General features: G+C 46.7%; 25 protein-coding genes. 11 read left to right on the top strand and 14 right to left on the bottom strand.

What is annotated here, in order from left to right; all coding sequences use genetic code 11:
• Nucleotides 1–73: 73 nt before the first annotated feature.
• A complete protein-coding gene (locus tag CTN_RS10005; RefSeq protein ID WP_015919169.1) occupies nucleotides 74–250 on the top strand; it encodes a hypothetical protein in 177 nt (58 codons plus the stop codon).
• A gap of 159 nt (nucleotides 251–409) precedes the next feature.
• Here CTN_RS10005 and CTN_RS03355 read toward each other — a convergent pair whose 3' ends face one another.
• The 13 genes from CTN_RS03355 to CTN_RS03295 form a co-directional block, all read right to left on the bottom strand.
• The gene (locus CTN_RS03355; RefSeq protein ID WP_015919167.1) at nucleotides 410–2,383 is read right to left on the bottom strand and encodes a methyl-accepting chemotaxis protein; all 1,974 of its coding nucleotides are present in this window, start codon (nucleotides 2,381–2,383) and stop codon (nucleotides 410–412) included.
• A 58-nt stretch (nucleotides 2,384–2,441) separates the two neighbouring features.
• Nucleotides 2,442–4,382 (bottom strand): carbohydrate binding domain-containing protein, encoded by a 1,941-nt coding sequence (locus tag CTN_RS03350; protein WP_174872577.1) that lies wholly within the window; start codon nucleotides 4,380–4,382, stop codon nucleotides 2,442–2,444.
• A gap of 16 nt (nucleotides 4,383–4,398) precedes the next feature.
• Entirely contained in the window at nucleotides 4,399–6,564 is a 2,166-nt protein-coding gene (locus tag CTN_RS03345) for a beta-glucosidase (protein WP_038066943.1), read from the bottom strand.
• Nucleotides 6,548–6,748 (bottom strand): TM0026 family membrane protein, encoded by a 201-nt coding sequence (locus tag CTN_RS03340; protein ID WP_038066936.1) that lies wholly within the window; start codon nucleotides 6,746–6,748, stop codon nucleotides 6,548–6,550. Before CTN_RS03340 ends, CTN_RS03345 begins: the two co-directional genes overlap by 17 nt.
• A complete protein-coding gene (locus CTN_RS03335) occupies nucleotides 6,748–7,512 on the bottom strand; it encodes an ABC transporter ATP-binding protein (protein WP_015919163.1) in 765 nt (254 codons plus the stop codon). The genes CTN_RS03340 and CTN_RS03335 overlap by 1 nt, the downstream gene beginning before the upstream one ends.
• Nucleotides 7,513–7,551: 39 nt before the next feature.
• Nucleotides 7,552–8,544 (bottom strand): ABC transporter ATP-binding protein, encoded by a 993-nt coding sequence (locus CTN_RS03330; RefSeq protein ID WP_038066933.1) that lies wholly within the window; start codon nucleotides 8,542–8,544, stop codon nucleotides 7,552–7,554.
• 2 nt (nucleotides 8,545–8,546) lie between these two features.
• Entirely contained in the window at nucleotides 8,547–9,389 is an 843-nt protein-coding gene (locus CTN_RS03325; protein WP_015919161.1) for an ABC transporter permease, read from the bottom strand.
• A 3-nt stretch (nucleotides 9,390–9,392) separates the two neighbouring features.
• Entirely contained in the window at nucleotides 9,393–10,409 is a 1,017-nt protein-coding gene (locus CTN_RS03320) for an ABC transporter permease (protein ID WP_015919160.1), read from the bottom strand.
• A gap of 60 nt (nucleotides 10,410–10,469) precedes the next feature.
• Nucleotides 10,470–12,284 (bottom strand): ABC transporter substrate-binding protein, encoded by a 1,815-nt coding sequence (locus tag CTN_RS03315; protein WP_038066929.1) that lies wholly within the window; start codon nucleotides 12,282–12,284, stop codon nucleotides 10,470–10,472.
• Between the two features lie 28 nt (nucleotides 12,285–12,312).
• Entirely contained in the window at nucleotides 12,313–13,458 is a 1,146-nt protein-coding gene (locus CTN_RS03310) for an ROK family transcriptional regulator (protein ID WP_038066958.1), read from the bottom strand.
• 20 nt (nucleotides 13,459–13,478) lie between these two features.
• Nucleotides 13,479–14,300 carry a carbohydrate ABC transporter permease gene (locus CTN_RS03305; RefSeq protein ID WP_015919157.1) on the bottom strand — a complete coding sequence of 274 codons (822 nt, stop codon included), beginning with the start codon at nucleotides 14,298–14,300 and terminating at the stop codon, nucleotides 13,479–13,481.
• A gap of 9 nt (nucleotides 14,301–14,309) precedes the next feature.
• Entirely contained in the window at nucleotides 14,310–15,224 is a 915-nt protein-coding gene (locus CTN_RS03300) for a carbohydrate ABC transporter permease (protein WP_038066925.1), read from the bottom strand.
• A 74-nt stretch (nucleotides 15,225–15,298) separates the two neighbouring features.
• Nucleotides 15,299–16,543: an ABC transporter substrate-binding protein gene (locus tag CTN_RS03295; RefSeq protein WP_038066922.1), complete on the bottom strand. Its 1,245-nt coding sequence runs from the start codon at nucleotides 16,541–16,543 to the stop codon at nucleotides 15,299–15,301.
• A gap of 241 nt (nucleotides 16,544–16,784) precedes the next feature.
• Here CTN_RS03295 and CTN_RS03290 point away from each other — a divergent pair, with 241 nt between their 5' ends.
• The 10 genes from CTN_RS03290 to folK all read left to right on the top strand — a co-directional run bounded on the left by CTN_RS03290 (nucleotide 16,785) and on the right by folK (nucleotide 24,833).
• A complete protein-coding gene (locus tag CTN_RS03290) occupies nucleotides 16,785–17,909 on the top strand; it encodes a carboxylesterase family protein (protein ID WP_231555994.1) in 1,125 nt (374 codons plus the stop codon).
• 84 nt (nucleotides 17,910–17,993) lie between these two features.
• Complete coding sequence (locus tag CTN_RS03285) at nucleotides 17,994–19,067, top strand: DUF362 domain-containing protein (protein WP_038066919.1); 1,074 nt, start codon at nucleotides 17,994–17,996, stop codon at nucleotides 19,065–19,067.
• A gap of 45 nt (nucleotides 19,068–19,112) precedes the next feature.
• Entirely contained in the window at nucleotides 19,113–20,618 is a 1,506-nt protein-coding gene (locus tag CTN_RS03280) for a hypothetical protein (RefSeq protein WP_015919152.1), read from the top strand.
• On the top strand, nucleotides 20,615–21,139 hold the full coding sequence (locus tag CTN_RS03275; RefSeq protein ID WP_015919151.1) for an NTPase: 525 nt from the start codon (nucleotides 20,615–20,617) through the stop codon (nucleotides 21,137–21,139). The genes CTN_RS03280 and CTN_RS03275 overlap by 4 nt, the downstream gene beginning before the upstream one ends.
• Nucleotides 21,136–21,966, top strand: a complete 831-nt coding sequence (locus tag CTN_RS03270; RefSeq protein WP_015919150.1) for an HD domain-containing protein — start codon at nucleotides 21,136–21,138, stop codon at nucleotides 21,964–21,966. The genes CTN_RS03275 and CTN_RS03270 overlap by 4 nt, the downstream gene beginning before the upstream one ends.
• Before the next feature lie 16 nt (nucleotides 21,967–21,982).
• Nucleotides 21,983–22,390 (top strand): HD-GYP domain-containing protein, encoded by a 408-nt coding sequence (locus CTN_RS10185; protein ID WP_280381584.1) that lies wholly within the window; start codon nucleotides 21,983–21,985, stop codon nucleotides 22,388–22,390.
• Nucleotides 22,391–22,403: 13 nt separating this feature from the next.
• Nucleotides 22,404–22,766, top strand: a complete 363-nt coding sequence (gene queD, locus CTN_RS03265; protein WP_038066914.1) for a 6-carboxytetrahydropterin synthase QueD — start codon at nucleotides 22,404–22,406, stop codon at nucleotides 22,764–22,766.
• Nucleotides 22,763–23,542 carry a GTP cyclohydrolase FolE2 gene (folE2, locus tag CTN_RS03260; protein WP_015919147.1) on the top strand — a complete coding sequence of 260 codons (780 nt, stop codon included), beginning with the start codon at nucleotides 22,763–22,765 and terminating at the stop codon, nucleotides 23,540–23,542. The genes queD and folE2 overlap by 4 nt, the downstream gene beginning before the upstream one ends.
• A 5-nt stretch (nucleotides 23,543–23,547) precedes the next feature.
• Nucleotides 23,548–24,384, top strand: coding sequence for a dihydropteroate synthase (folP, locus tag CTN_RS03255; protein ID WP_038066952.1), 837 nt, complete (start codon nucleotides 23,548–23,550; stop codon nucleotides 24,382–24,384).
• Nucleotides 24,381–24,833 (top strand): 2-amino-4-hydroxy-6-hydroxymethyldihydropteridine diphosphokinase, encoded by a 453-nt coding sequence (gene folK / locus CTN_RS03250; RefSeq protein ID WP_244857381.1) that lies wholly within the window; start codon nucleotides 24,381–24,383, stop codon nucleotides 24,831–24,833. The genes folP and folK overlap by 4 nt, the downstream gene beginning before the upstream one ends.
• On the opposite strand, the gene CTN_RS03245 is transcribed toward folK, so the two are convergent.
• Nucleotides 24,817–25,896 carry an aminopeptidase P family protein gene (locus tag CTN_RS03245; protein ID WP_015919144.1) on the bottom strand — a complete coding sequence of 360 codons (1,080 nt, stop codon included), beginning with the start codon at nucleotides 25,894–25,896 and terminating at the stop codon, nucleotides 24,817–24,819. The two genes, folK and CTN_RS03245, sit on opposite strands and share 17 nt — an antisense overlap.
• Nucleotide 25,897 lies beyond the last annotated feature (1 nt).

Genomic DNA, 25,897 nt, shown 5'->3' with positions numbered 1-25,897 from the left:
TCCAGTGATGATTTTAACATCGAAACAGTAGAATGTCGTGGGGATGAGATCATGCTGAAAGTCACGGGGATAGTTGGTAGTCCTAGAAAGAACGGAAACACGAAAATTCTGGTTGAGAAGGTACTGGAAGGTGCAAGAAGAAGAACTTGTGGGGCTGGTTTTTCTGTCAAACAAAAATCCTCATGGACCGGTTGTTCGCATTGATGAAGCCACTCCCAGGGCGGTGGTAATACCGGTGAGAGTATTATGAAGGAGATCTCGAGGTTTTTTGAATTCTTAGAATGGAAAAGGTGGGAATCATCGGTGGAAACGGTCTGAACGAACCCGGTGCTGTTTTGAAAAGAACAGACCTTCTCAAAAAAGCTGAAGAAATCGGAGAAAAATTTCTGGGATAAAAAGAGTGGGGGATTCACCCCACTCTGAATCTTGATACCAGTCCAGAAAGTGCCCCGGATATTTTCAAAAGTCTCTCTGCCGCCTCACTCACCCTAGCAGAGGAGGTGGTCTGGTTTTCTATGAGGGACTCCATTCTTGAGAGACTCTCCACGACACCTTCCACCACCTTGGTGACGTTGTCCATCGCACTTGCCATCTCCTCTGCTGCAGCCCCCTGCTCCTGAGCTGTTGCTGCCGTGTTCTCTATCATGCTGTTGATCTCTTCTATCCTTCCAAGGATCTCTTTGAACCTCTTTGTGATCTCTTCTCCCTTCACCGCTATCTCGTCCACACTCTCAAAGACCTCTTTCGACCCTTCTTCCACGTGCCCTATCGTCCCCCTCAGACTGCTCAGCATCTTCGCTATGTCTTCTGTCGCTTTCTGGCTCTCTTCTGCAAGTTTTCTGATCTCATCCGCAACCACCGCAAAGCCCCTTCCTGCCTCTCCTGCCCTTGCCGCCTCTATCGCTGCGTTCAGTGCAAGTAGATTCGTCTGCTCTGCTATCGAGCTGATCGTGTTCACTATCTCCCCTATGGTCTTGGCTGACTCCACAAGTTCCTTCAGGTAGTTTCTCTGTTTCTCTGTTGACCCTTTCAGTTTCTCTATGACACGGCTTACCCCTTCTACGCTCTCTGTTCCTTCTCTTGCCGCTTTCGTCACCGCCTCTGACCTTTCCGTCAGATCCTGGGTGATCTTCGAGATGTTCTGTGCACTCGCCGCTACTTCTTCTACTCCACTTGTCACTTCTGTGAGTGCACTGCTCATGTTGTTCGCCTCATCCAGTATCCTCTTTGCCTCTTCGTGGAGGTTCTCTGCCGATCTGTGGCTCTCTTCTGAGAGGGCCTTTATCTCTTCTGATGCCCTGCTCAACTCGTTTGATGCCTCTATGATGTTTTTGATCATCTCTTTCAGTGAGGATACTGCTTCTTTCAGGCTCTGTTCTACCTGTGTCAGTTCGTCTTTTCCTTTCGCTTCAAATTCTACCGTCAGGTCCCCTTCTCCAAATCTCTTCACTCTCTCTACCTGCTGTTTCATCCTTCTCACTACAGGCATCATCGAGAAGAACAACACCCCAAAGATCACGCCTCCAAATACCACGTACGTCACTATCGTTCCAAAGGTCGCTTTCCTTCCTTCTGAAAGAAGTTCGTTGAGGTATCCTGTCGAGAAGATGTAAAAGTCGTATCCTGGCACTTTCGCCCATACGGTGTATTTCTTTTCTCCGTTTTCTTCGTACTCCACGTACCTTTCTCCTCCACTCTTTGCTTCACTGAAAGCTTTCTCAAATCCACCAAGTTCTTTCACGTCTTTCATGAAGTTTTTCATGTCTTTGTGTATCAATACTTTCCCATCACCGGATACCAGTATGCCGTAGCCGCTTTTGCTCGCTTTCCCCTCTTCTACTACGGTTTTCCAGAGATTTGAATTTTCAGAAAGGGATACTCCAAGAGCGAGTGCTCCCGATGGCTCCGTTCCAAAAGTGGTGATACCCTCCATGAACAGCAGCATCGGACTTTCCCCGATTTTCTCTGCCAGAACAAGCGATGTTCGGTTGCTCTCTTTCAGAAGTTTCAGATATTTCTCGTATTCTGAATAGTTCTTCTCTTCTATCTTCTCGGGCAAGACGAGATAGGCAGATTCACTCATTTCATCGATCACAAGACCCAAAGAAGCTGTATCAGTAGCCCCCTGAAGAACGGTTTGAAGGTTCGACGCGATCGTATAACCACCTATGAGGGAACTTCCAAGAAGGGTTTTCAAATTCTTCTGAACCTCATTCAACCTTTGAGAAACATACTTTGAAAGAGACACCACGGACTTCTCCATGTACTCCTTTGCACTGTTTACAAGAAGATTCGAGGTGTTCCTCTGGATCAAAAGAGCACTCAACACAAAAGACAAAAGAACTACGATCATTATGAAGACAATCCTTGCTCTTATGTTCACTCTCGATCTCCCCTCTTCGGTTCAGTTTGAAAACCCCGGCATTACCGCCGGGGAGAAATCATTGAGGGCTCACCGAAACATCGTCGAAGTAAATCGTGGTTGGAGCCTCTTTTCCAAGTTCGAAACTGATCTGAACAACCTCGTCCGCATCGTCTGGATGTGTGTAGGTGAACGTAAACGTCTGCCATTCTGTTGTGAGATTGACTGTCTGCGCAAAGTAGTTGATCCATGGATCGTGATTCTGAAGGATCTTCACGTTTATCGGTCTTGGTGTATCTGCTTTAGCCCTGAAAGAAATGGTGTAGGTCTTTCCTTTGTAGAGGCCTATCCACTGGTTGAACTGTATGTGCCAGGTATCTGTTCCGGAGTCCTCTATCGTGATGTACGCGTAGCCATCTGTGACACCGTAGTCAGAAACTCTGGCACCGCTGATTCCATAGTCACCGGCCTGCCATATGAACCACTCATCCGGGTTGTTGGCCTGATCGTTCACTATCGGTTCATCGAATGTGCCGTTGTTTATCTGTTCATAGGTCACTTCGGGCCCTGTTTGCTGCTGAGACTGTTCGTACTCACAATCGTCCACTTCTCCTGTGATAGTTTCTGGATTCATATCTTTGTAAACTCTGATGTAATCGATGTACATTCTCTGTGGAAACTGCGTTGTTTCGTCAGGATAGCCCGGCCAGTAACCTCCCACCGCAACGTTCAGTATGAGGAAGAACGGGTGATCGAAGACCCATTCGAGTCCAAGTTCGGCAAGTTCGTCCTTGCTGAGAACGTGATACAGCTGGCCATCTACATACCATTCCACTTCGTCTTCGTCCCACTCGATGGAGAAGACGTGGAAGTCTTCTGAGAAGTCAGGAACTCCTTCGGGAAGATGATAAGCCACACCTATACTTGCACCGCCAGAATACCCTGGACCGTGCGCTGTTCCGTAAACGGTTCTTGTGTCGTGCCCCAGCATCTCCATGATGTCGATCTCACCACAGGTGGGCCATCCAACTTCACCGATGTTGTTTCCAAGCATCCAGAGAGCCGGCCAGATGCCCTTTCCTTTGGGAAGCTTCGCCCTTATCTCGATCTTTCCGTACTTTATTTCGAATTTACCTTCAGTGGTCATCCTTGCGGATGTGTAGTCGTAGGTTCCGTACTCATCGGATACCTGTTCTTTCCTTGCTTCTATCACGAGGCAGCCGTTTTCAACGAATGCGTTTTTGTCGGTGTAATACTCGAGTTCTGCGTTTCCCCAGCCAGGTATGCCCTTTGCATGGCCGTTTCCTATCTCAAAGTTCCATACGTTTGGATCGATAACTCCATCATCGAACTCCTGACTCCAGACAAGTTGCCAGTCTTCCACCTTGTCCTCATCCTCCTCGGTGTAGATCTCGTTTTCCTCACCACTGACTTCCAGCGTTCCCACATCTTCCATCACTACGTCGTCTATCCAGACCGTGTCTATCCAGACCGTCCCCGTTGACTTTCCAAGCTGGAACTCAAAGCGTGCGTTTTCATCCGTTTCCTGTCTCATGACAAATTCGAACTCGTACGTCTTCCAGTCTGTTCCAAGTTCAAAAACCATACCTCCCGACTCATCCGTTCCGGGATTGTAAGCTGCCCAGCCCCTTCCTGCCGTTCCTCCTATTTTCACTCCTATGTTTCTCTGAACGGAGGCCTTTGCCTTGAAAAAAACTCTGTACTTGTGGAGTTTCTCAACACGTATGGGGGACTGGATTATCTGAACAGACCAGGTGTGGTCTCCTCCGTTTGTTATTTCAACCACGAGAACGCCATTTTCCACCCTTGCTTCGCCCTCACCGTTCGAATTGGTGAAAAACACCCAGTTGTTCTGCGTGTTTATAGAACCGTCTGCTGCAGGTGGTTCGATATCGACACCAGCGATGAGAATGGGAGCGTCGAAGGAGCCATTGTGTAAAATATTCTGAGCCAGGATGAAAACAGGAAATAGCAAAAGAACAAGAACCAGTTTTTTCATGATACCCCCTCCTCCTTCACGGTTTGAATCTTCTCTCCTCACCGACGGAAAACGTTCCTTTAAGTTTTATGTTCCTCGAAGACGCACCAACCCTTACTTCGTATTCACCCGCTTCGACAACCCATTCTTCACCGTTGAAACTTGCAAGATCTCTGACAGGTATCTCAAGCACCACTTCTTCAGACTCTCCAGGATTCAAAAGTCTGGTTTTGTGAAACGCCTTGAGTTCCTGGAAGGGTTTGTCGATTTTTCCTTTCGGTGCCTTGATGTAAACCTGCGAGACTTCCTTTCCTGCACGACCGCCCGTGTTTTCTATTCTGTACTGAACTCTGAGTGTTTCACCGTCGAACGAAACGTTCAGGTCACTGTACTCAAAGGTCGTGTAAGAAAGGCCGTATCCGAACTCGTACGCCGGCTCCACACCGAAGGTGTCGTAGTACCTGTATCCCACGTAGATGTCCTCTTCGTAGACCACCTTCTGTGGATTGTCCTTTGGCTCTCCAGGAAAGGTCCAGGAGGGTACATCAGAGTAGTCTCTCGGAAAGGTGGTTGGAAGTTTTCCAGATGGATTGATCCTTCCAGTGAGAACATCGGCAACGATCCTGCCGGTTTCCTGCCCTGCCTGCCACACAAGGAGAATCCCATCCACCAGATCTCTCCAGCTAACAACCTCAACAGGACTTCCTATGTTGAGAAGAACGATCACTTTCTTGCCCTGTTCATGGAACTCTCTGGAGACAGTCTTTATGAGATCAGTCTCATCGTCAGAAAGGTAAAAGTCTCCCTTCACCGGCTTTCTGTCATAGCCTTCTCCGGAAATCCTGCTGATCACGATGACCGCCACGTCGTTCTTTTTCGCCAGTTTGTGTATTTCCTTCTCCGAAAGGAAGTTTTCTGGAAGTTTTGGTTTTATGATCGTTCCCCAGGAATCCCTTCTTGGTTTGTACTCTTCTGTTTCTCTCATCTTCTTGATGTAGTCTTCGTAGGTTTTTGCGAGTTCTTCGTCGAAATTCAGACCCCTTTCTTTTATCCCCTCAAGGATGGAAATAGCGTACCTTGGATGGGTGTCGCCGCTTCCTGTTCCACCTTTTATCGTTTCGATCTGGCCCGTTCCAAAGAGGGCTATTTTCGAGTTTTCAGAAAGAGGAAGAGCCTCTTCGTTCCTCAAAAGGACAACACCTTCTGCTCCTGCTTCATAAGCAACCTTTGCGTGCTTCTCAAGATCGGGTTTGTTGGAGTATCTGTAGTTTTTGAAAGAAGGTGCGTTCACAAGGACTTTCAAGATGTTTCTTACACATTCATCGAGAACTTCTTCGCTGAGTTTTCCTTCTTTCAGGGCCTCCATGATCTCTTCTATTTCGTCTCTTCGTTCTGTGTTCACCTGGTAGGCCTTTCCAGGCATGATGAGATCGTTACCTGCTTTGAGCTGTTCTACCGGATTGTCTCCAGCGTACCAGTCGCTCATAACGAAACCTTCGAAACCCCATTCTTCCCTGAGAACCTTCTTCAGGAGCCACTCGTTCTGCGAGCAGTACTTCCCATTGAGTTTGTTGTAAGCACTCATCACGCTCCACGGTTTTGATTTCTTCACAGCGATCTCGAATCCCCTGAGATATATCTCTCTGAGAGCACGTTCGGACACGATCGTGTCCACGACCATTCTGTTCGTCTCCTGGTTGTTCGCCACGAAGTGCTTTATACACGCACCAACTCCCTGTGACTGGACTCCCTTCACAAAGGAAGAGGCCATCTCACCGGAGAGGACAGGATCTTCCGAGTAGTATTCAAAGTTTCTTCCACAAAGTGGATTTCTGTGTATGTTCATCGCAGGAGCAAGGAGCACATCCACACCGTACTCTCTCACCTCTTCACCCATTGCCTTTCCCACTTCTTCGAGGAGCTCTCTGTTCCAGGTGGAAGCAAGCATGATCTCAACAGGAAAAGCGGTGGTGTAATAGGTGTTCTCATCGTTTTCTCTCGTAGGATTTATTCTAAGTCCTGCTGGGCCATCCGCCAGAACGAAAGCAGGAAGACCCACTCTTGGGACAGGATGCGTCTCTCCAGCGGCACCCGCCACCCGGGAATGGGGATTTCCAAACAACCCCGGAAGTCCTACCCCCACTACAAGTTTCACTTTTTCTTCCAGAGTGAGTTGAGACAGGATTTCATTCACCTTTTCCATCTTCATCCCTCCTCTTTTTCTCCCTGACTGCAAGGAATATCAGAAAAAACATCGTGAAAGCAAGAAGTCCAAGGTTAAGATAGAACTCCACAGGCCTGAGACCACGCCAGAGGTAGTACACAAGAACGATGATTTCGAGAACAAGAGCCCAGGAAAAAAGTGTCATTATAGCCCGGGTGAACATCACAGGTCCTCCAGTTTCCTGTAGAGTTTCGGTATACTACCCACGAGTACTTTTGTGTATTCGTGAGAAGGTTCCAGCACCACTTTGTCTGGATGACCTCTTTCAACGATTTCGCCGTCTTTCATAACGAATATGTTGTCAGAAACGTAGTAAGCAAGCCCGAGATCGTGAGTGATGAATATTATAGAAGTTCCCTGTTCCTCTCTGAGTTCTTCGAGGAGTTTTATGATACCTCCTCTGGAAGACGCGTCTATCATGGATGTGGGTTCGTCTGCGACAATCAGGAGAGGCCTCAAGATCCAGCATCTTGCGATCATTATTCTCTGCTTCTGCCCACCTGAGATCTGATGAGGATATTTTCCAAGGACATCCTTTGGATCGATTCCCACTCTGAACAGAGACTCCTTGATGAGTTCAAGGGCTTCTTTTTTATTGGAAGGTTTGTTTTCCAGAAGGTTTATCGCCTGCCAGAGGGTTCTCTCGACCGGGTAGAAAGGATTGTAACTTGCAAACGGATCCTGAAACACAGCATGGACCTTTCTTCTGAACTCAACGAGCGATTCTTTATCTTTGAGATCCCTCCAGATGTCTTTTCCCTCGAACCGTATTTCTCCAGATGTGGGAGGAAGGAGCCTCAAAATCATCTTCGCAGTTGTTGTCTTTCCGGATCCACTTTCTCCAACAAGGGACACTATTTCCTTTTCTTTCACCTCGAAGGAGACGTTTTTCACCGCTTCTACACGACGTTTTGAAAAAAAACCCAAGGGAAAAGATCTTCGTGAGATTCTTCACCTCTAATCTGCTCATGCTCTCTCCTCCGTGTAAAGCCAACATGCCACTCTCCGTGAAGGTTCTATTTCTGTCAGTGGTGGTTCCTTCTCCTTACATATATCCATCACATGTGGACACCTTGGATGGAACCTGCATCCAGAAGGTGGGTTTATAAGGTTCGGAGGTGCTCCAGGAATGGTAGTGATTCCTCTCTTTTTGACCTCTGGTTCCGGTGTCAAGACGGAGTTGAAGAGCCCCTGAGTGTAGGGGTGAAGCGGTTTTTCCAGTATGGACTCCACCGGGGAAAACTCCACGATCTTTCCAGCGTACATGATGATCATCCTGTCTGCAATCTGTCTTACAGTTGCTATGTCGTGTGTGATGAATATGATGCTCTTCACAATTCCCTGTCGCTTCATCTGCATCAGGACTTTCAGAAGGACCTTCTGGTTGACCACGTCCAGAGCAGAAGTTGGTTCGTCCGCTATGAGTAGGCTGGGATTCAAAATTGTTGCGATCGCTATCACGGCCCTTTGCCTCATTCCTCCACTGAGTTCAAACGGGTACCTTTTGAGCCACATGGGTTTCAATCCTACTTCTTCGAACCTTCTCTTCGCCTTCTCAAGAAGTTCGTGCTCGTCTATACCGTGAGATTCGGCAAGGTGTCTTACGTACTTTTCCATTTTGATCGTCGGCATCAGCGCGTTCATGGCAGCCTGGGGAATTATCGTGATCTCTTTTCCCCAGAATCTCTTTTTCACCTCGTCCCTTGTCATCGATGAGATTTCTTCGAATTTTCCGTTCACCTTCAAAAATATCTTTCCATCAACTAGCGTCAAGGGTTTCACCATGTTCATGAAGATCACGTTCGAAAGGGTCGTCTTACCGCATCCTGACTCTCCGACAACTCCTATGACCTCGTCTTCCAGTATCTCGAAGGAAACCCCATCTACGGCCTTGACAGAAGCCTTCTCCAATTTATAGTAAGCCCTCACATTTTCCGCTTTTAAAAGCACTTCCTTCATCCTCATTCCTCCCTCAAACGTGGGTTGAAGACTTCATCCATTGCAGTACTGATCACGAGCAAAGAAGCGGTGACTGCCACGATGGCCAATCCAGGTGGAACAAACCACCACCAGAGACCCCTTCTCACCGCCTCCATGAGAACCGCCCACTGAAGCATGATGCCAAGGGAAATTCCCTGAGTTGGACCAAGCCCGATCAAACTCAGACCAGCCTCTCCCATGATTCCTCCGTTTATGAACAGAACAAACGACATGAAAGCGTACGTTGCTATGGTGGGTATGAGGTCTTCTATCACGAGTCTGAGGTCAGAGTAGCCTGCCATTATGGAGAGGTAAACGTACTCTCTCGACATCACACTCATGAGTTGTGCTCTTATGGCCCTTGCAAACCATGGCCACTGGAAAAGCCCCAGTATGATCGCAACCATCTCCACACTTCTTACCTTCAAGTAACTGGCTATCAGAATGGCTATCAGGATAGACGGTGTTGTGAGCACGATGTTGGTTATCGCCATCAGAGTGTCATCCACTATACCTCTCTTCACCGCCGAGAGACTGCCTATGACCGTTCCTATCACGAGTGAGATGATCGCCGCAAGGAAACCGATGTAAAGAGAAGACCGAATTCCATGGAGCAACTGAGCAAGGACATCTCTTCCATATGTGTCCGTTCCAAGCGGATGAGTTGCGGAAGGAGGTTGCTCATAGTCCCATGTCATCTCGGTGGGGTCCACTCTGTAAAACACCGGTCCCAGTATTCCAAGAAGCAAGAAAAACAGAAAAACAGACAGACCTATTATGAATTTTTTGTTCTTAAAAAGCGGCTTGACCATCGTCAAAAACATATCTCATGCCTCCTGTCCCAGTCTTATTCTTGGATCTATCAAGGCATAAACAAAATCGACCACAAAGTTGGCAAGGTAAATGGACGCTATCAAAATCACGAAGATTCCCTGTATCAGAGGATAATCGAGGGTGGTCAACGCTCTGAACAAAAGATACCCCGTTCCGGGGTAATTGAAAACTATTTCTGTGATCAAAGAACCACCGAGAACTCCTCCTAAACTCAAAGCGAGTCCTGTAACTTGCGGAAGAAGTGAATTTCTGAAAACGTACCTGAATATTCTTTTATCCTTCATACCAAGATACTCGGAAAACATCGCATAATCGCTTCCCAATTCGTAGATAACCATGAGTCTCATACCTATCGCCCATCCACCCATGGCAGAAACAACGATGGACGCAAAGGGCATGATGTAATGCTTCAAAACATCTATGAAGAACGACCAGCTGAGATTTGGTATCGTTCCTTGAGAATAAGCACCCTGAACAGGAAGCCATCCAAGCTTTACACCGAAAAAGAAGATGAAAATCATTCCAAGCCAGTAGTACGGAATCTGAGAGACGATGAGAGACGTGGTGAGCACTCCTTTGTCTATCCATGTGTTTCTCTTATAAGCCGCCAGAGCACCTAGACTGTTTCCCAGAATCCACGCGACAACCGTCGCCGGAAGAAGAAGAGCAAGTGTCCATGGAATAACCGGTATGATCAGATCGATCACTTTCCTGGGGTAGAAAGTTATGGATGTTCCGAGATCTCCTCGAAGTGCCTTAGTGATGAATTCAAAGTATTGGACATACCAGGGTTTTCCGAACCCAAACTCTTCCATCAACGTCTTTTCGGCTGCCCTTATGGCCTCTGGATTTGCCTGAGCCACCCTTGAGAGGTTGGAAAGAATCTGGGAAAGAGGATTTCCAGGTATGACCCTTGGAAGGATGAAAACGATTGTCGTTGCGACTATGTAAGTGATCAGAAGGAATATGAAACGCCTTAAAAGGTACTTGAGCATAGACTTAGATCCCATTCAATTCTCACTCCCCGCTCGATTTTTATGAAACCCGGCCCCGAAGGGCCGGGGAAAAGATCACATGGTAGCTTTCTGAAGGTCTTCGAAGATCTTTGCTGTGGGTATTTCTATTCCTCCTTCATCGACCGTTCCGAGCCAGGATGGAATAGGCTGTGGATCGCTCTTCTTGGAGATTATGAACAGAGTCGGCCAGGTGTCTGCGTGCCACGGAGATGGCCTGAACCATGCTGGGTTGTCCTCGTTTGGCCAGTTGATCCAGTACTTCGTTGAGTATTCATACCAGTGAGCTGTGTAGAACGCTGGTATGCTCGGCATGTCTCTGTAGATGATCTGCTGGATCTTGAAGTAAGCCTGTTTTCTCACCTCAGGATCGAGTGTAGAAACTGCTGTGTCAAGAAGTTTCAGCACCTCATCGTTGTCGTACCTTTCCCAGTCTCCAGCCCATGTGACCTCTCCGACGGGAGCGGAAAGCCTCTTGTCGAGCACAAACCTGTAGATGTTGAACGGATGATCAAAGCTGGGCCCAACACTCCAGGATATGATGAGATCAAACGTTCCCTTGGTCATCCTGTCCGCCCAGACGGAGTAGTCCGGGAACTCTGTTTTCACATCGATTCCGATGCTTCTCAGGTTCTTTGCGATCATCTCGCACATCATCATCCAGTCGGTCCAGCCGTACGGGACGGAGATCGTGTAGGGGCCAAGTTTTGTTCCATTCGGTCCTACTCTCACACCATCCGGGCCTTTTTTGTACCCCGCTTCGTCCAGGATCTTGCTTGCCATCTCAAGGTTGGTCGGTATCCTGCCATCTTCCGTTCCGAAGGTCTTCCTGGCAAGATCGTAGTCTATGTACTGTTTGTACGGTTCGAACAGATCGATCACCATCGACGGATGAGCCTGGCTTCCATATCCGAAGTATGCTTTCTTGAGCATTTCGTTGTATGGAATTGCGTAAGCGATCGCCTTTCTCACAGCAGGGTCGTTCAGACCCGGTTTGGTATTGTTTACGTACACGAATCCCACACCGTCGGGAATGAAGTAAGGTTCCTTTTTGTACCACGTTCCAACCGGAAGGCCTTTCTTCTCCCACAGTTCCCAGACACTCGGAATGAAGAGTCCGTTCCAGTCGATGTCACCTCTTTCGAAGGCAAGACTTGCACTCGGGTTGTCCTTGTAGATGACGTGGGCCAGGTACTTGGGTCTTGGAAGTCCGAATATGTCCTTGCCCCACCAGTCATCGATTCTCTGATACACAAGAATGTTGGGATCGTAGTAGTAGAGTTTGTACGGACCGGATACAACCTGCTCTTCAGGTTTGTCGTTGATCCAGTCTTTTATGTTCATCTGTGCTCTGACTCTTTCGTAAACATGTTTGGGCATCGGCTGGGCTCCGAGGGAGTAGGAGAGGAACTGGAAGTAGTTGAGGTTTTCTTCTTTTGCTTTGAACTCGACTACTTTGGTGTCAACGGCTTTTACGTACTCAATGTAGGTGTCCCATCCACCACCAGGTCCTATGCCGAGTTCCTTTGTCAGCTCCAGTGCATAGACAAAATCTTGCGCCGTGATCGGCACTCCGTCGCTCCATCTTGCCTCAGGTCTGATGTAGATCCTCAGTGTTTTGTCATCCACAAATTCGTACCTTTCTGCGATGACAGGAATCCAGGCGTCCCTTCCAAGATCGTACTGAAAAGCTGGAAGGTACATGAACTGATCTGTACCCCATGTGGACTGCGGTGCGTAGAGATTCCAGGTTGTGGCAGGTCCCCAGATGGCTCCACCGATGTAAACTGTGTCTTCACGAGGCAGAGAAACCTGTGCCATCAAACTGGACAAAGCCACGAGGACCAGGAGAAAAACCAGAAACTTCTTCATAAAAACACCTCCCTTATGATGAAGTGAGTTAACCCACACTTTTCAAAAATTCCTCTATCACCAGTACATTTCCGCCAACAAGAGATGGTGCTACTTCCTTGAAGATCGTGTCTCTTATGAGAACGTCGGCGATCTCTCTGTCTGTTATCTTCTCAAGCTCTTTCTTTATGAAAGAGCCAAACGTTTCCCAGAGGTCGTTCACTATGCCTCCGAGAACAATAACACCCGGGTTCAAAAAGTAGATCACGTTCTTCAAAACAACTGCCACACAGCGAAGGTAATTATCCATGATCTTTCTCGCGCGTTCTTCTCCAGAAAACCACAACCTTTTGAGGTAGCGAAATTTCTCTTCGAGAAACTCACCTTGCAGATTTACCTTTTTTTCCACCTCGGCGATGAGTTTCGATATGGAGAGAAAATCCTCCACCTCCCTGTTACTGGAGATATCCAGAACGACGTGCCCTATTTCCCCAGCGGCGAAGTTCTTTCCTCTGACGATACTTCCATTCACCGAAATCGCACCGCCGATACCTTCACCAAAATAGAGAAAGAATGAAACACTGGAGCTTTTCACATCCTGAGAGAAGAACTCCTCAGCAAGAAGGGAAAGATTTGAATCGTTTTCTACCATCACATCGAACCCCAAACCTTCGAACTCCTTTTGAAAATCAACATCTCTCCAGCCAAGGTTCGGTGCATGGATCAACAGTCTCTTTTCAGTGTTCACTATTCCTGGAAGCGAAAACACCAGCTTTGAGATGCTCTCGTTCAGTGTATGGGTTCTGAGGATGTTCTCGTAAGATTCCTTCACTTTTTCTTTGAATTCTTCAAATACCCTTGGAGTGGGAAACCTTTCCACAATTCTCCAGGTTCCATCCAGGAAACCTACGGCCACAAGTGTTTCAAGAACTTCCACGTTGTATATGATCGCTGTGACAAACGATCTTGTAGGCCCATATGTCACAGCCCGTCTTCTTCGGCCCGTTGCCATCCCTTTTTCTTCTATTAAACCTTCGTTAATCAACTCCTCAACGATTCTCCAGATCGCACTCTGAGCAAGACCCGTCTTTTTTGCAATCTCAACTCTACTGTGTGGACCACTTTCTATCAGGTATCTCAAGATCATTCTTTTGTTTTCCTGTTTCATGGATCTGGGATTGAGTTTTTTGTGCAAAGCAAGTTTCCTCCTTTCATTCATCCCTTAACTGAACCGGCAAGTAGTCCTCTTATGAAGTATTTACCGAGGAAAATGTAGACCATGAGAGTTGGTAAAGCTGTCAGGATAGCCCCTGCCATTTGAACGTTCCACTGGACTACCTGGCTTCCAGCCAGATTAACCAAAGCCACGGTAACCGGCTGCTTTGTAGGATCGTTTGTTATGGTCACTGCGAAGAGAAACTCATTCCATATGTTTGTAAATTGCCAGATAACAACAACCACAAAAGCAGGAATAGAAATTGGCAACAATATCCGCCAGTACGTTTTGAAAAAGCCTGCACCGTCTATATGTGCTGCCTCAACAAGTTCATCGGGAACTTCCATGTAGTAATTTCTGAAGATCAAAGTGGTGATGGGGATACCGTATATAACGTGTGTGAGAACAAGCCCAGGAATAGTTCCATAGAGTTTTATACTCTGAAGAAACCTTATCAATGGAAAAAGAATACTCTGATATGGTATGAACATTCCAAAAAGAATGATGGCAAAAATGAGGTTTGCCCATTTGAATCTGACCTTAGAAAAAACATATCCATTGATAGATCCTAAAAAAGAAGAAATCAAAGTGGCTGGTATCACCAACAAAAAGCTGTTCTTCAAGTTCATCTTGAGTTTTTGGAAGGCTTCGATGAAACCATCAAAAGAAATCCTGGTTGGAAGTTTCCACATTGTTGAAATGGAAACCTCTTCGAAATTTTTCAGAGAAGTCGCGAGCAAGACATAGATAGGTGTCAAAAAGAATATTGCAAATAAAACGAGCAGGATGTAAGTGATTATTATATCAACTCTCCTCTTCATCTTGCTTCTTCACTCCTTTCTAAAAGCCGAAACTAGATACGGAATGATGACAACCGCAACAGCAAGCAACATAAGAATGGAAATGGCCGATCCTAAAGCGTATCGATTCGATCTGAAAGTTAATTCGAACATGTATATTGAAGGCATATCAGTAACGTTGTTTGGGCCACTCCCGGTCATGGCGTATACAAGGTCAAAGACCTTTAAAGATATATGTCCAAGGATTATCATTGCACTCAAAGTTATGGGTTTGAGCATAGGAATCTTCACTTTCCAGAACATTTTCCAGGAGGAAGCACCATCCACTTTTGCTGCCTCGATTATGGATTGGGGAATTCCTCTAAGTCCCGCCAGATAAAGTGCCATAACGTATCCTGACATCTGCCAGATAGCAGCTATGGCCACAGGTATCAAAGCCAGGTTGAAAGGTCCTATATGTTCTGTTGAAATGTACCACTTCCACATGAGATTTTCTAAACCTATACTTTTCAGAAGGAGATTTATGCCAGCAGGACTATCGGGTATTATTCCAGGGTTGAAGATCCATCCCCAAACTGTTCCAGTTACGACAAAAGCCACAGCCATAGGATAGAGAAATATGGTTTGAAAAATTCTGGATCCTTTTACTCCTCTGTCAACCAGGAGTGCCAATATCAAACCAAGAGCGATACTTCCAAACATGAACATGACGGTAAAAAAGAGAAGATTCCAAAGATCTGTAATAAATCTTTTATCCATGAAAAGCCTTTCATAATTTCTGAATCCGACGAACCTGTACACCCCACGTGCCAATTTGGAGAAACTGTTCCAATCGGAAGTAGACACCTTGAAAGTCCAGGAAATAAAACCATACACAAAAATTGCTATTGCTACAATAGAAGGAACAAGTATCAAAATTCCCAGTATTTTCGTCTTCTTTCTCAAGACTCTATCCTCCTTGTTGTATCGTTTTAACTGTGGATGTGGATAAAGGGGCTGCAGAGTGCAGCCCCTGTTTTTCACTCAACAAGATATCCTTCATCTTCCGCAGCCATAAGAAGTTCTTCGAGAGCACTGTCAATGTCTCTTGTTGTGACAAATCTGTTGATGATGTCGTTGAGAGTAGTAACAAATCCTTCTGGAGCAGCAGAACCGTGGGCTATTGAAGGAGTCAGTGCTTTTGTAGCAAAGTCTTCCATGGACCACTGGAGGTAGATATCGTACTTACTCCTGTCAGCATCCAGCCGCGCCGGTATGGAACCCTTAATGGGGTTGAAAGCATCCTGCCCCTCAACAGAAGCAACCACTTTGAGCCATTTCACAGCGTTTTCCTTGTGAGGTGCGTTCTTTGGAAGTCCAAAGGTGTCAGAAACAACCATGAAAGCATTTTGAGTTTCGGGAACTGCAAACCATCCAAAATCTTTTCCTGGTTCCCAACCAACAGATTTCAAATAACCTTCTGCCCAGTCTCCCATAACGTTTGCGAGGGCCTTTCCTTCGTATACGAGTCTCGTAGCATCCTGCCATGCAAGAGCTGCATGATCTTCGTTCACATAATCAAGGAGTTTGTTCATTATTTCAAAGGCTCTTCTTATGCGAGGATCGTTGAAAGAAACTTCACCTTTCCACAGACCATTGTAATCGTTTGGACCGAGAACACCAAGAAGGATGGTCTCAAACAGATGCAGAGCAGTCCATTTGTTCTTATCACCAAGTGCAAGTCCCACATATCCTTTTTCTTTTGCTTTCTGGAGGTACATGATGAACTCATCCCATGTTTTTGGTGGTTCATTCATACCGATTTCTTCTGCTATTTTTTTGTTATAGAATACGACATTTCCTCTGTGAACGTTGACCGGAATAGAGTAAATTTCTCCTTCGTAACTACACATTTCAAGTATTCCTTTCGGGAATTTGTCCATGACACCCCACTGTTCGAGGAGATTTGTTATAGGAGTCATGTATCCTGGTATGACGTATGTGTCGATAAGCTCCATCCCTGCATGGACCTGGAAGGAATCAGGAGGATTGCCACCAAGTATTCTGGTCTTCAATACTGCTTTGGCATTTGTTCCGGCTCCACCCGCAACGGTTGCGTTTATAACTTCAACATCCGGATAGTACTTGTTGAAAACCTTTATGAGTGCTTCCAATGCCTCGGCTTCCCCACCAGCCGTCCACCAACTGAAAATTTCAAGTTGTGATGCTGTTACAACGGCTGAGAGAAGAACTACCATCAAGAATAAACCCACAAAGCGTCTCATGAAGAACACCCCCTGTAAATGAAATTCGAGGATGAATTATCTTCCTCAGAAAGGAATTATAGCGATTGGTCTCAGAAAATACAAACACGATTAATGGGCATTTTCAGAATTTACAGACAAATATGTAGAATTATTTAGAATTATCGTTTGAATTCTCATGTTTTCTTTAAGTTACAACTGAATTCATCTTCAGAGGCTATTCGATGGATGATATCATTTTTGAGACAAAGGAGGGATGATTATGAAGGTTTCTCTCATCACCAAAGTTTTCCCGGAAGGTGAAAAAGTCTGTGCAGCTGTAATCGAGTATCCCGTTGAAATCGATGGGTGGAAACTCTCAACGGATCAGTTCTCGGTGAAGGTAAAAACGGGTGACACGTACTCTTCAAGAACGATCACGAAGGTGTACGCAAACAACAGCGGTGATATCTCCTTCAGCATTTTCAGCAATCGTGGAAAATTTGTGATTCTGGAACTCTCACCCAAGGATCCAAATGCAGGTACTCTGGTGTCCATTCCAGAAACATTCCTCAACACCCGTGTGAAACTGAACTACATCGTTTCACAGCTTGTTCCCGTTGTGGATGTGAATGGAAACACTGTGGAACCATTTACAGCAGAGCAGACAGGCGAAAAACACCTCATCATCGATGACTTTCTCTCTTTCACCTTTAAAGATCCAGAAACGGGGATAGAAATCCCTTACAGACTCTTCGTTCCAGAGGGAACAACAGACAGGAAATACCCGCTTGTGGTTTTCTTGCACGGAGCAGGTGAGAGAGGAACGGATAACTACCTGCAACTCGCCGGAAATCGTGGTGCCATCGTCTGGGCACAGCCAAGGTACCAGGTAACACATCCGTGTTTTGTCCTTGCTCCGCAGTGTCCTCCAAACAGCAGCTGGTCCACCCTGTTCACCGACAGGGCAAATCCTTTCAATCCAGAGAAACCTCTTCTTGCTGTCATAAAGATCATCAGGAAACTCCTCGATGAATACAACATAGACGAGGATCGAATCTACATCACGGGCCTTTCTATGGGAGGATACGGCACCTGGAGCGCTATTATGAATTTTCCTGATCTCTTTGCAGCCGCAATACCGATATGCGGGGGAGGAGATGTCAGTAAGGTTGAGAGGATAAAAGATATTCCCGTCTGGGTGTTCCATGCGGAAGACGATCCGATTGTTCCGGTGGAAAATTCACGCACACTGGTGAAAAAACTTTCAGAGATAGGTGGAAAAGTCAGGTACACCGAGTACGAAAAAGGATTCATGGAATCTCACAACTGGGATCCTCACTGGTCGTGGGCACCAACTTATGAAAACCAGCAAGTTATAGAGTGGTTGTTTGAACAAAGTAGATAGTTGTGGTAGAATTTAAGTGAAAACTCAACATCGAGAGAGCCCATCTGGGCTCTCTTTTTGATTCCTGAAGAAGGAGGGATGAACATGCCGGCAAAGGTGTACTTCACCGACATGACGACAAACCCGAACATGAACATGCTTCAGAAACTGGAACTTCTCCTGAAGAAGGTGGAACTCGAGAAGATCATCGAAAAGGGAAAGTTCGTGGCTGTGAAACTCCATTTTGGTGAGTACGGGAACCTTGCCTTCATCAGACCTCAGTACGTGAAGGTGATCGTTGACCAGATAAGAAATCTCGGTGGAAAACCCTTTCTCACCGATGCGAACACACTTTACACAGGTCACAGATCGAACGCCGTCGATCATCTGATAAACGCATATTTGAACGGTTTCACTTACGAAGTGACGGGAGCTCCTGTGATCATAGCCGATGGCCTGAGGGGAAGCGATGAGGTGAAGGTTCGAATCGATGGAAAATACGTGAAAGAAGCGAAGATAGGTGCTGCAATCGCTCTGGCTGATGTCATCGTTGCGGTGACACACTTCAAAGGACACGAGGCAACCGGATTTGGAGGCACGATAAAGAACGTCGGAATGGGAAGTGCCTCAAGGGCAGGAAAGATGGAACAACACTCCGATTCGAAACCGTACGTTGTGGAAGAAAAGTGCGTTGCCTGTGGAACATGTGCGAAATTCTGTCCGGTCGGAGCCATCACAGTTACGAAAGTTGCAAGGATAGACTACGACAAATGTATCGGATGTGGACAATGCATTGCGATGTGTTCTTACGGTGCGATGTCACCGAAGTGGGACAGTTCAACGGACTCTCTCAGCAAGAAGATGGCCGAATACGCAAAAGCCGTTCTGAAAGACAAAAAAGCGGTTTTCATTTCCTTCATCATGAACGTCTCTCCGGACTGTGACTGCTGGAACATGAACAAACCTCCTGTGGCACCAGACATCGGGATTGCCGTGAGTACCGATCCAGTTGCCCTGGATCAAGCGTGCATCGATCTTGTGCTTCAGAAAACTGGAAAGGATCCCTTCCTTGAGGTTCATCCAAACGTCACCTGGAAAACCCAGCTTGAATACGCAGAAGAGATAGGTCTTGGGACAAGAGAATACGAACTGGTGAAGGTGGCTTGTAATTTGAAATAAAAAGTGATTTAATAGTGTTGTCAACTCACATAAGGAGGTTTTATCGTGCGAAGATTTCTTTTGATCGGTATGGTTCTTCTAGCAGCTTTTGGGTTGTCCCAGGAAGAATGGGTCACGGAAAGTTTCGGGCCAATCACGTGGCAGCAACCATCAGACTGGCAGAAGACCCCTTCGCTGGGTTTGAACTCGACGGGCGTCTTCAAGGGAATGAGCGACGGACAGACTCTCACGCAGGGTGTTGGTGTGTTTTTCATCTACGATGCTGGTGTCGAAGAGTCGCTGGTTTCGGGACTGTCTCAGGATGCATCCCTTGTCGATCAGAAAGAGATCACCTGGAACGGTTTCAAAGGTCGTTACTACAGGTTTGAAGGAACAGATCTTGTCTTCGACGTCAGGGTGTTTCCAATGGGAATGAAGGATCTTGCCATCTGGAGTTTCGTGGCTGGAAATCCTCCAGAAGAAGATCTACAGAGCCTGGAAAGGATTCTTTCTTCCGTCAATGTGAGCGAACACGTCAGTCTCAGTAACTGGAAATCATCGAACGATATCCTTGAGATTTTTCAGAGTGGAAATCACATCGAAGGGTCACTCGGAGAAAGAATGATAGAAGGGGTCATGATCGAAAACAACATCTTCGGCTGGTGGAAGAGGGTGGATTCGCCAGGAACACTGGGACCTTCAAAATTCTGGGATGGTGCCTTCAGTGGTAGAGTCGAAGATGGAAGGCTAAATCTTTTGTTCTCCGATGTGGAAGACCCATTCTCCATATCAGATGGTACTTCCGTTGTGTTTGAGAACGTCTCAGGTGAGATAAAACATCTTCCAAAAGAGTCAGTATCCATCACCGAGTCTCTTTTCTGCAGAAGCGTATACGAAAACACTCCCTTCGCCACCGACGACACGTTCAACCTCTTTGACAAAAGAATCGTCATGTGGAGCAATACGGATCCCTTTGAAAACTCCCACATATTCAAATGGGAATGGTACGATCCCAGTGGAAATCTGAGAGAAACCGTTTACTACATCGTTGCCCCGGTGGTTGAGACAGGATACGATTACTACGACAGCGTGTGGGGCTGGATACCGTCAGATGGCCTGGGTGAAAAGGACCTTGGAAACTGGAAGGTGTCTTTCTACATCGACGGTGAAAGAACCGCTGAAGGGACTTTCAAGTTCTCCAGGGAGATTTCGATGAAAACCGTTGAAACGGACACCTTCAGGGTGGATGTTCCCAGTTACACCTACTACGAACTCTCCGAAGGTATTCACTACTTCATATTCGACATCGCTGATCTGACCTTCGCGGAAATCCACTATGAAACCGAGCCTCTTGAAAACGGAGAAACCGTCAAAACACCAAATTACGAGGTCAACTTCATAGAAAGCTCCATGCCCGATTACGAAACGGGGCAGAATTTTCTCTTCTGGATTGTTCAGTTTCCAGAGAAAGAGGGACAGTATCTCTACATGAGTTTTTACGCCCTCGAAGAGGATTTCAAGAGACTGGAGAGTGTGTTTGAGAAGATCCTGAACAGTCTGGAACTGAAATGAAAATCCTGATCACCGGAAGGCCGGGTGTTGGAAAGACCACACTCATCAAAAAGATCTCAAGCCTCCTGCAGAATGCAGGAGGCTTCTACACTGAAGAAATGAGAGAGAAGGGAAAGAGGGTTGGTTTCAAAATAGTCACCCTTGATGGAAGAGAGGGAATCCTCGCGAAGGTGGGATTTCCCTCTCAGCACCGGGTGGGAAAGTACGGAGTGAACCTGAAAGATCTGGAAGAACTGGGAGTCGATTCGGTGGAAAGAGCACTTGAAGAAAAGAGTGTTGTGATCATAGACGAGATAGGTAAAATGGAACTTCTCTCCGAAAGATTCAAAAGGGTTGTTGAGAAGGCCTTCAACAGCGAAAAAGATCTCATTGCAACGATCAAAAAATCAAGTGACCCGTTCGTGGAGAAGATCAAAAACAAAAAAGATGTTATCATCTTTGAGTTGAACGAAAGAAACAGAGACCTTCTCCTGAAGAGGATACTGGACATGTTAAAATCTAACCGAGGTGTCGGAGAATGATAAGGGTTCTTTTCAATTTACTCAAGACCATACCACCCCTGGGAAAACATACTTTTCAGGTCGCTTTTCTTGCCTTTCAAATCGCCGAAAAACTGAATCTGGACACCTCAACTGCCCTCCTCTCAGGCTTGCTTCACGATCTTGGTTTGATCCTCCCATACGATGGTGAAAAGACCATCCTGGACGACATGGACAACGCTTTCATCATCATAAAGGACACCCCTGGAAAACCTCTGCACCTTCACTCCATACTGGGCAGTTTCATAACGGACTATGTGGAAAGACTCAAGTTTCTGTCTCCTATCGTTTTGAAGCACCACTTTCCTGCGTTTCATCTGGACCCATCCAGGAACGAGGACATGTACGCAAACGTGGTGTTCATATCGGATCAGGTCTCAAGATACGTGATGATCAACCATGATACCGAACCAAAAGAGATACTGGTTCCTCTTGAAGAAATGAAGAGTTTTTTCTTCCCGGAAGTCTTCGAAGCATGCCGGGAAATCCTTCTGAAAGAGTTCACCCAGTGGCAACTTGAACACATCCTCACCGAATCCACAATTGATTTCCTTCAAGAATACGTGACGAACTGTCCGGAATGCACAGCGGAAGATGTTACTCAGTTTGGAAAGATCGTTTCTTTCATAATAGACGCCAAGAGCGAGTTCACCAGTGAGCACACCTGGAGGGTTGCAAACATCGCAAAGGAAATGGGAAAAGCATCTGGAAAGGATGCTGAAAGCCTCTTCAGAGCGGGACTGTACCATGACATAGGAAAAATCAGTGTGAACTACAGGATACTGGGAAAAACCAGCAAAGCTAGATGAGGAAGAGTTTCGGGTGATGAGAAAACACGTGTACTTTTCTTATCTCATACTTCTTCCGATGAACAAGGAAGAATGGTTTCTGCCTGCTGTAAGGCACCACGAAAGGATCGACGGTTCTGGATATCCCTTCAAGTTGAAAGGAGAGGAAATGAGCCCTGAAGATAAAATCTTGCAGGTGGCAGACGTGTTCAGCGCTCTCATGGAAAAGCGACCCTATCGTCCTAAGATGGATGTGGAGAAAGCCATGAATATCATCAGAGACGAGGTAAAGGAGGGAAAACTGGACAAGGAGGCCTTCGAAATACTCGGATCAACAGTGAGGGAGTTGAATTTTGAAGAATTGGAAGTGGGAAAAGAGTTGAGGCAAGAAATGAAGTCCTTTCTGGACAGAGTCGTCGAAAGGTTTGGAGATTATGTCCTCTAGCAGGGGTGAAAACATGGTTCTGGTGAAGAAGTTTTCCTTCGAGGCTGCACACAACCTGGTGAAGTACCACGGAAAGTGCGAAAGATTGCACGGTCACACCTACAGACTCACCGTGAAGGTGGAAGGCCCTCTGAACGAGGAAGACATGGTCATGGACTTTGCAGAACTGAAGAAAATGGTGGAAGATCGGGTGATAAAGAAACTGGACCACAGTTATCTGAACGAGTTGTTCGAGCAGCCGACCACTGAAAGAGTCGCCATCTGGATCTGGGAACAACTCTCAGGTCCCCTCAGAGAGTGTGGTGTTCGCCTTGTGGAGATAGAACTGTGGGAGACCGAAACGAGCGGTGTTGTGTACAGAGGTGAGAAGGTTTGAAAGACGTTCAGAACGAGAAAGACACGAGGATGGTGCCACTGAAGAAGGTGGGAATAAAAGATCTCAGCTGGCCTTTGAAGATATTGCTGAAAGGAGACGGATACCAGCCAACCGTCGCACAGATAAGTTGTTCGGTGGATCTTCACAGAGAAAAAAGGGGTATTCACATGAGCCGTTTCATAGAGGTGCTGAACGGACTGGAAGAAATCACGCCTCACATTTTCGAAAAGGTTCTGGACGATCTCATCGTCACCATGGAAGCAAAGAGAGCACATCTTGAGATCCGCTTTCCCTATTTCGTGTGGAAGGAGTCTCCCGTCACACGGAAAGTTTCCCCTCTGAAAGTGGACTGTTTTGTTGAAGCCGAAAAGGAAAAGAACTTCTCTTTTAAAATAGGAGTCAGGGTTCCGGTGCACAATCTATGTCCCTGTTCGAAGGAAATCAGCGACTATGGTGCCCACAATCAGAGGGCGTTCGTTGAGATACACGTGAGAACGAGAAAGTTCATATGGTTCGAAGATCTGGTTGAGATAGCCGAAAGGAACGCGAGCGTTCCCCTTTACACCCTTCTCAAAAGGCCCGATGAGAAATTCGTCACAGAGAGAGCCTACGAGAATCCAAAGTTCGTGGAAGACGTGGCAAGGGACGTTGCCCTCGATCTGGAGAAGGATCCAAGAATCACCTGGTACAGAGTCTACGTGGAGAGCATGGAGAGTATACACAATCACAACGCGTTCGCATGTGTGGAGAAAGGAGATTTTGTTCTGGAGGGTTGATGGGCATGATTTACACGACTCCATGGGAGAGAAAACTTGTATTCGACAGAACGCTGATCATGGGCATAATAAACGTTACACCGGATTCTTTCTACGCAGGTTCAAGGAAACAGAGTGTGTTGGAGGCCGTTGAAGCGGCAAAGAAGATGGTGAAAGAAGGAGTCGACATAATAGATGTTGGCGGAATGTCCACCAGACCTGGCTCGGATCCCGTCGACGAAGAAGAGGAAATGAACAGGGTCATCCCCGTGATAAAAGCGATCAGATCCGTAACGGATGTACCGATATCCGTGGACACCTACAGATGGAGGATCGCTTTGAAAGCCATAGATTCAGGAGCCGACATCATCAACGACATCAGTGGTTTCCAGTTCGAACCCGAGATAGTGGAGGTTGCATCGAACAACAGGGTACCGTACGTTCTCATGCACATCAAGGGAACGCCGAAAACGATGCAGGAAAATCCCTTCTACGAAGATGTCGTGGAGGAAATAAAAGGATACTTCCAGGAAAAGATAGACTACCTCAAGGAAAATGGTGTGGATCAGATCGTGCTGGATCCTGGCATCGGATTTGGCAAAAGATACGAGGACAACCTGGAAATTCTGCGCAGGATAGACGAATTCAAAGAATTCGATTTTCCTCTGCTCGTTGGTGCCTCGAGAAAATCTTTTATAGGCATCACGATGGGGAACGTTCCACCGGAAGAAAGACTGGAAGGCACCCTTGCCGTCACTGCTTACTGCACGATGAAAGGTGTTGATATCCTCAGAGTACACGATGTGCTACCGAACAAAAGAGTCGTAAAAATGATGGAGGCGATACTCTGGCGAAAGTGGTGATAGCACTCGGAAGCAACCTGGGAGACAGAGAGATGAACCTGAAAACAGCCATTGTGAAGATGAAAGGACGCTGTATGTATATCGAAAAACTCTCCTCGTTCGTTGAAACGGAACCCTATGGATACACCGATCAGCCAAAGTTTCTGAACGCTGTGTGCCTTGTGGAAACAGATCTTTCACCCCGAACCCTTCTTAACACTCTTCTTGAGATAGAAAGAGAAATGGGAAGGGTCAGAACGGTCAAATGGGGCCCCAGGGTGATAGATCTCGATATCGTGTTCTATGAAGATCTCATCGTGAACGAGGAAGGATTGATCATACCACATCCTGACGCTCACAACAGACTCTTCGTTCTGGAACCCCTGAGCGAAATAGCTCCGGACCTCGTTCATCCTGTTTTGAAAAAGACCGTGCAAGAACTGCTGATAGAACTCAAACAACGAATATAGATCTCGGCAGAGTGGTGAGGATTTCGCACCCCTGTTCTTTCAGAACCACATCCTCCTCTATCCTTATGCCGAACTCTCCTTCCAGATAGATTCCGGGCTCTATGGTGACGACCGCATTTTCGGGAAGGGAAGACTCGTTTCTAAAACTCACCGCCGGTCCTTCATGGACCTCCAGACCTATTCCATGTCCCAGACTGTGTCCAAAGAACTCCCCATATCCTTTCTCAACGATAAACTCTCTTGCGAACGAGTCGAGCTGTTTTCCCGTCAGTCCTGCCTTTGCGTTCTTCAGTGCTCTTTCCTGAGCCTCGAGAACGATTCCGTGTATCTCTTTCACTCGATCAGAAGGTTCGCCTATGCAGACGACACGCGTGATATCAGCACAGTAGTTCTCGTAAACTGCTCCAAAGTCGATGACGATCACGTCTCCTCTTTCAACGACCTTTTCAGTTGGTTTTCCGTGAGGCAGAGCGGAACGCCACCCGGAAGCCACGATGGAGTCAAACGCCGTTTTCTCCGCCCCTTCTTTCTTCATCGTGTACTCAAGAAGAGCGGCTATTTCCTTTTCCGTCGTTCCTGCTCTTATCTGCTGGATCGTCTCAAGGAAGGCCCTCTCAGATATCTCTATCGCTTGCTTGATTTTTTCGATCTCTTTTTCGTCTTTGATCATTCTCAGGCTCTTCACCTCGTCATCAAAACCAATGAACTTTCTCTTTCCGAGAGCGGTTGAGATCTTTCTGAACATGGAAAGAGAAAGCCTTTCTTCCTCAAGGGCGATCACCTTTATGTTGAGATCCTTCACCACGTTTTTCAAAACTCCGATGAAATCACCGTCTTTTACCTCCCGGACTTCAAAATCAGTTTCCTGCTTGGCCTGGCTGGTGTACCTCGGATCGGTGATGAGGAGTCTTGCGCTTTCAGAGATCAGGATGATAGAGAAGGACCCTGTGAAACCAGAAAAGTATATTGAAGAAGCCCTCGAGGAGTTTTCGACGTTCACGATCAGAAAGGCATCCGCTCCTTTTTTCATAGCCAGTTCCATCGCCCTGTCTGCTCTTTCCATT

Source organism: Thermotoga neapolitana DSM 4359 (assembly GCF_000018945.1).
Lineage (GTDB): Bacteria > Thermotogota > Thermotogae > Thermotogales > Thermotogaceae > Thermotoga > Thermotoga neapolitana.
The sequence above is the reverse complement of the archived record's forward strand: the minus strand, read 5'-3'. Positions and strand labels throughout refer to the sequence as shown.

Coding starts and splice junctions, on each gene's coding strand:
- CTN_RS03350 (WP_174872577.1), bottom strand. CDS start 4,382: ATGAAAAAACTGGTTCTTGTTCTTTTGCTATTTCCTGTTTTCATCCTG.
- CTN_RS03345 (WP_038066943.1), bottom strand. CDS start 6,564: ATGGAAAAGGTGAATGAAATCCTGTCTCAACTCACTCTGGAAGAAAAA.
- CTN_RS03340 (WP_038066936.1), bottom strand. CDS start 6,748: ATGTTCACCCGGGCTATAATGACACTTTTTTCCTGGGCTCTTGTTCTC.
- CTN_RS03330 (WP_038066933.1), bottom strand. CDS start 8,544: ATGAAGGAAGTGCTTTTAAAAGCGGAAAATGTGAGGGCTTACTATAAA.
- CTN_RS03325 (WP_015919161.1), bottom strand. CDS start 9,389: ATGTTTTTGACGATGGTCAAGCCGCTTTTTAAGAACAAAAAATTCATA.
- CTN_RS03320 (WP_015919160.1), bottom strand. CDS start 10,409: ATGGGATCTAAGTCTATGCTCAAGTACCTTTTAAGGCGTTTCATATTC.
- CTN_RS03315 (WP_038066929.1), bottom strand. CDS start 12,284: ATGAAGAAGTTTCTGGTTTTTCTCCTGGTCCTCGTGGCTTTGTCCAGT.
- CTN_RS03305 (WP_015919157.1), bottom strand. CDS start 14,300: ATGAAGAGGAGAGTTGATATAATAATCACTTACATCCTGCTCGTTTTA.
- CTN_RS03295 (WP_038066922.1), bottom strand. CDS start 16,543: ATGAGACGCTTTGTGGGTTTATTCTTGATGGTAGTTCTTCTCTCAGCC.
- CTN_RS03290 (WP_231555994.1), top strand. CDS start 16,785: ATGAAGGTTTCTCTCATCACCAAAGTTTTCCCGGAAGGTGAAAAAGTC.
- CTN_RS03285 (WP_038066919.1), top strand. CDS start 17,994: ATGCCGGCAAAGGTGTACTTCACCGACATGACGACAAACCCGAACATG.
- CTN_RS03275 (WP_015919151.1), top strand. CDS start 20,615: ATGAAAATCCTGATCACCGGAAGGCCGGGTGTTGGAAAGACCACACTC.
- CTN_RS03270 (WP_015919150.1), top strand. CDS start 21,136: ATGATAAGGGTTCTTTTCAATTTACTCAAGACCATACCACCCCTGGGA.
- CTN_RS10185 (WP_280381584.1), top strand. CDS start 21,983: ATGAGAAAACACGTGTACTTTTCTTATCTCATACTTCTTCCGATGAAC.
- queD (WP_038066914.1), top strand. CDS start 22,404: ATGGTTCTGGTGAAGAAGTTTTCCTTCGAGGCTGCACACAACCTGGTG.
- folP (WP_038066952.1), top strand. CDS start 23,548: ATGATTTACACGACTCCATGGGAGAGAAAACTTGTATTCGACAGAACG.
- CTN_RS03245 (WP_015919144.1), bottom strand. CDS start 25,896: ATGGAAAGAGCAGACAGGGCGATGGAACTGGCTATGAAAAAAGGAGCG.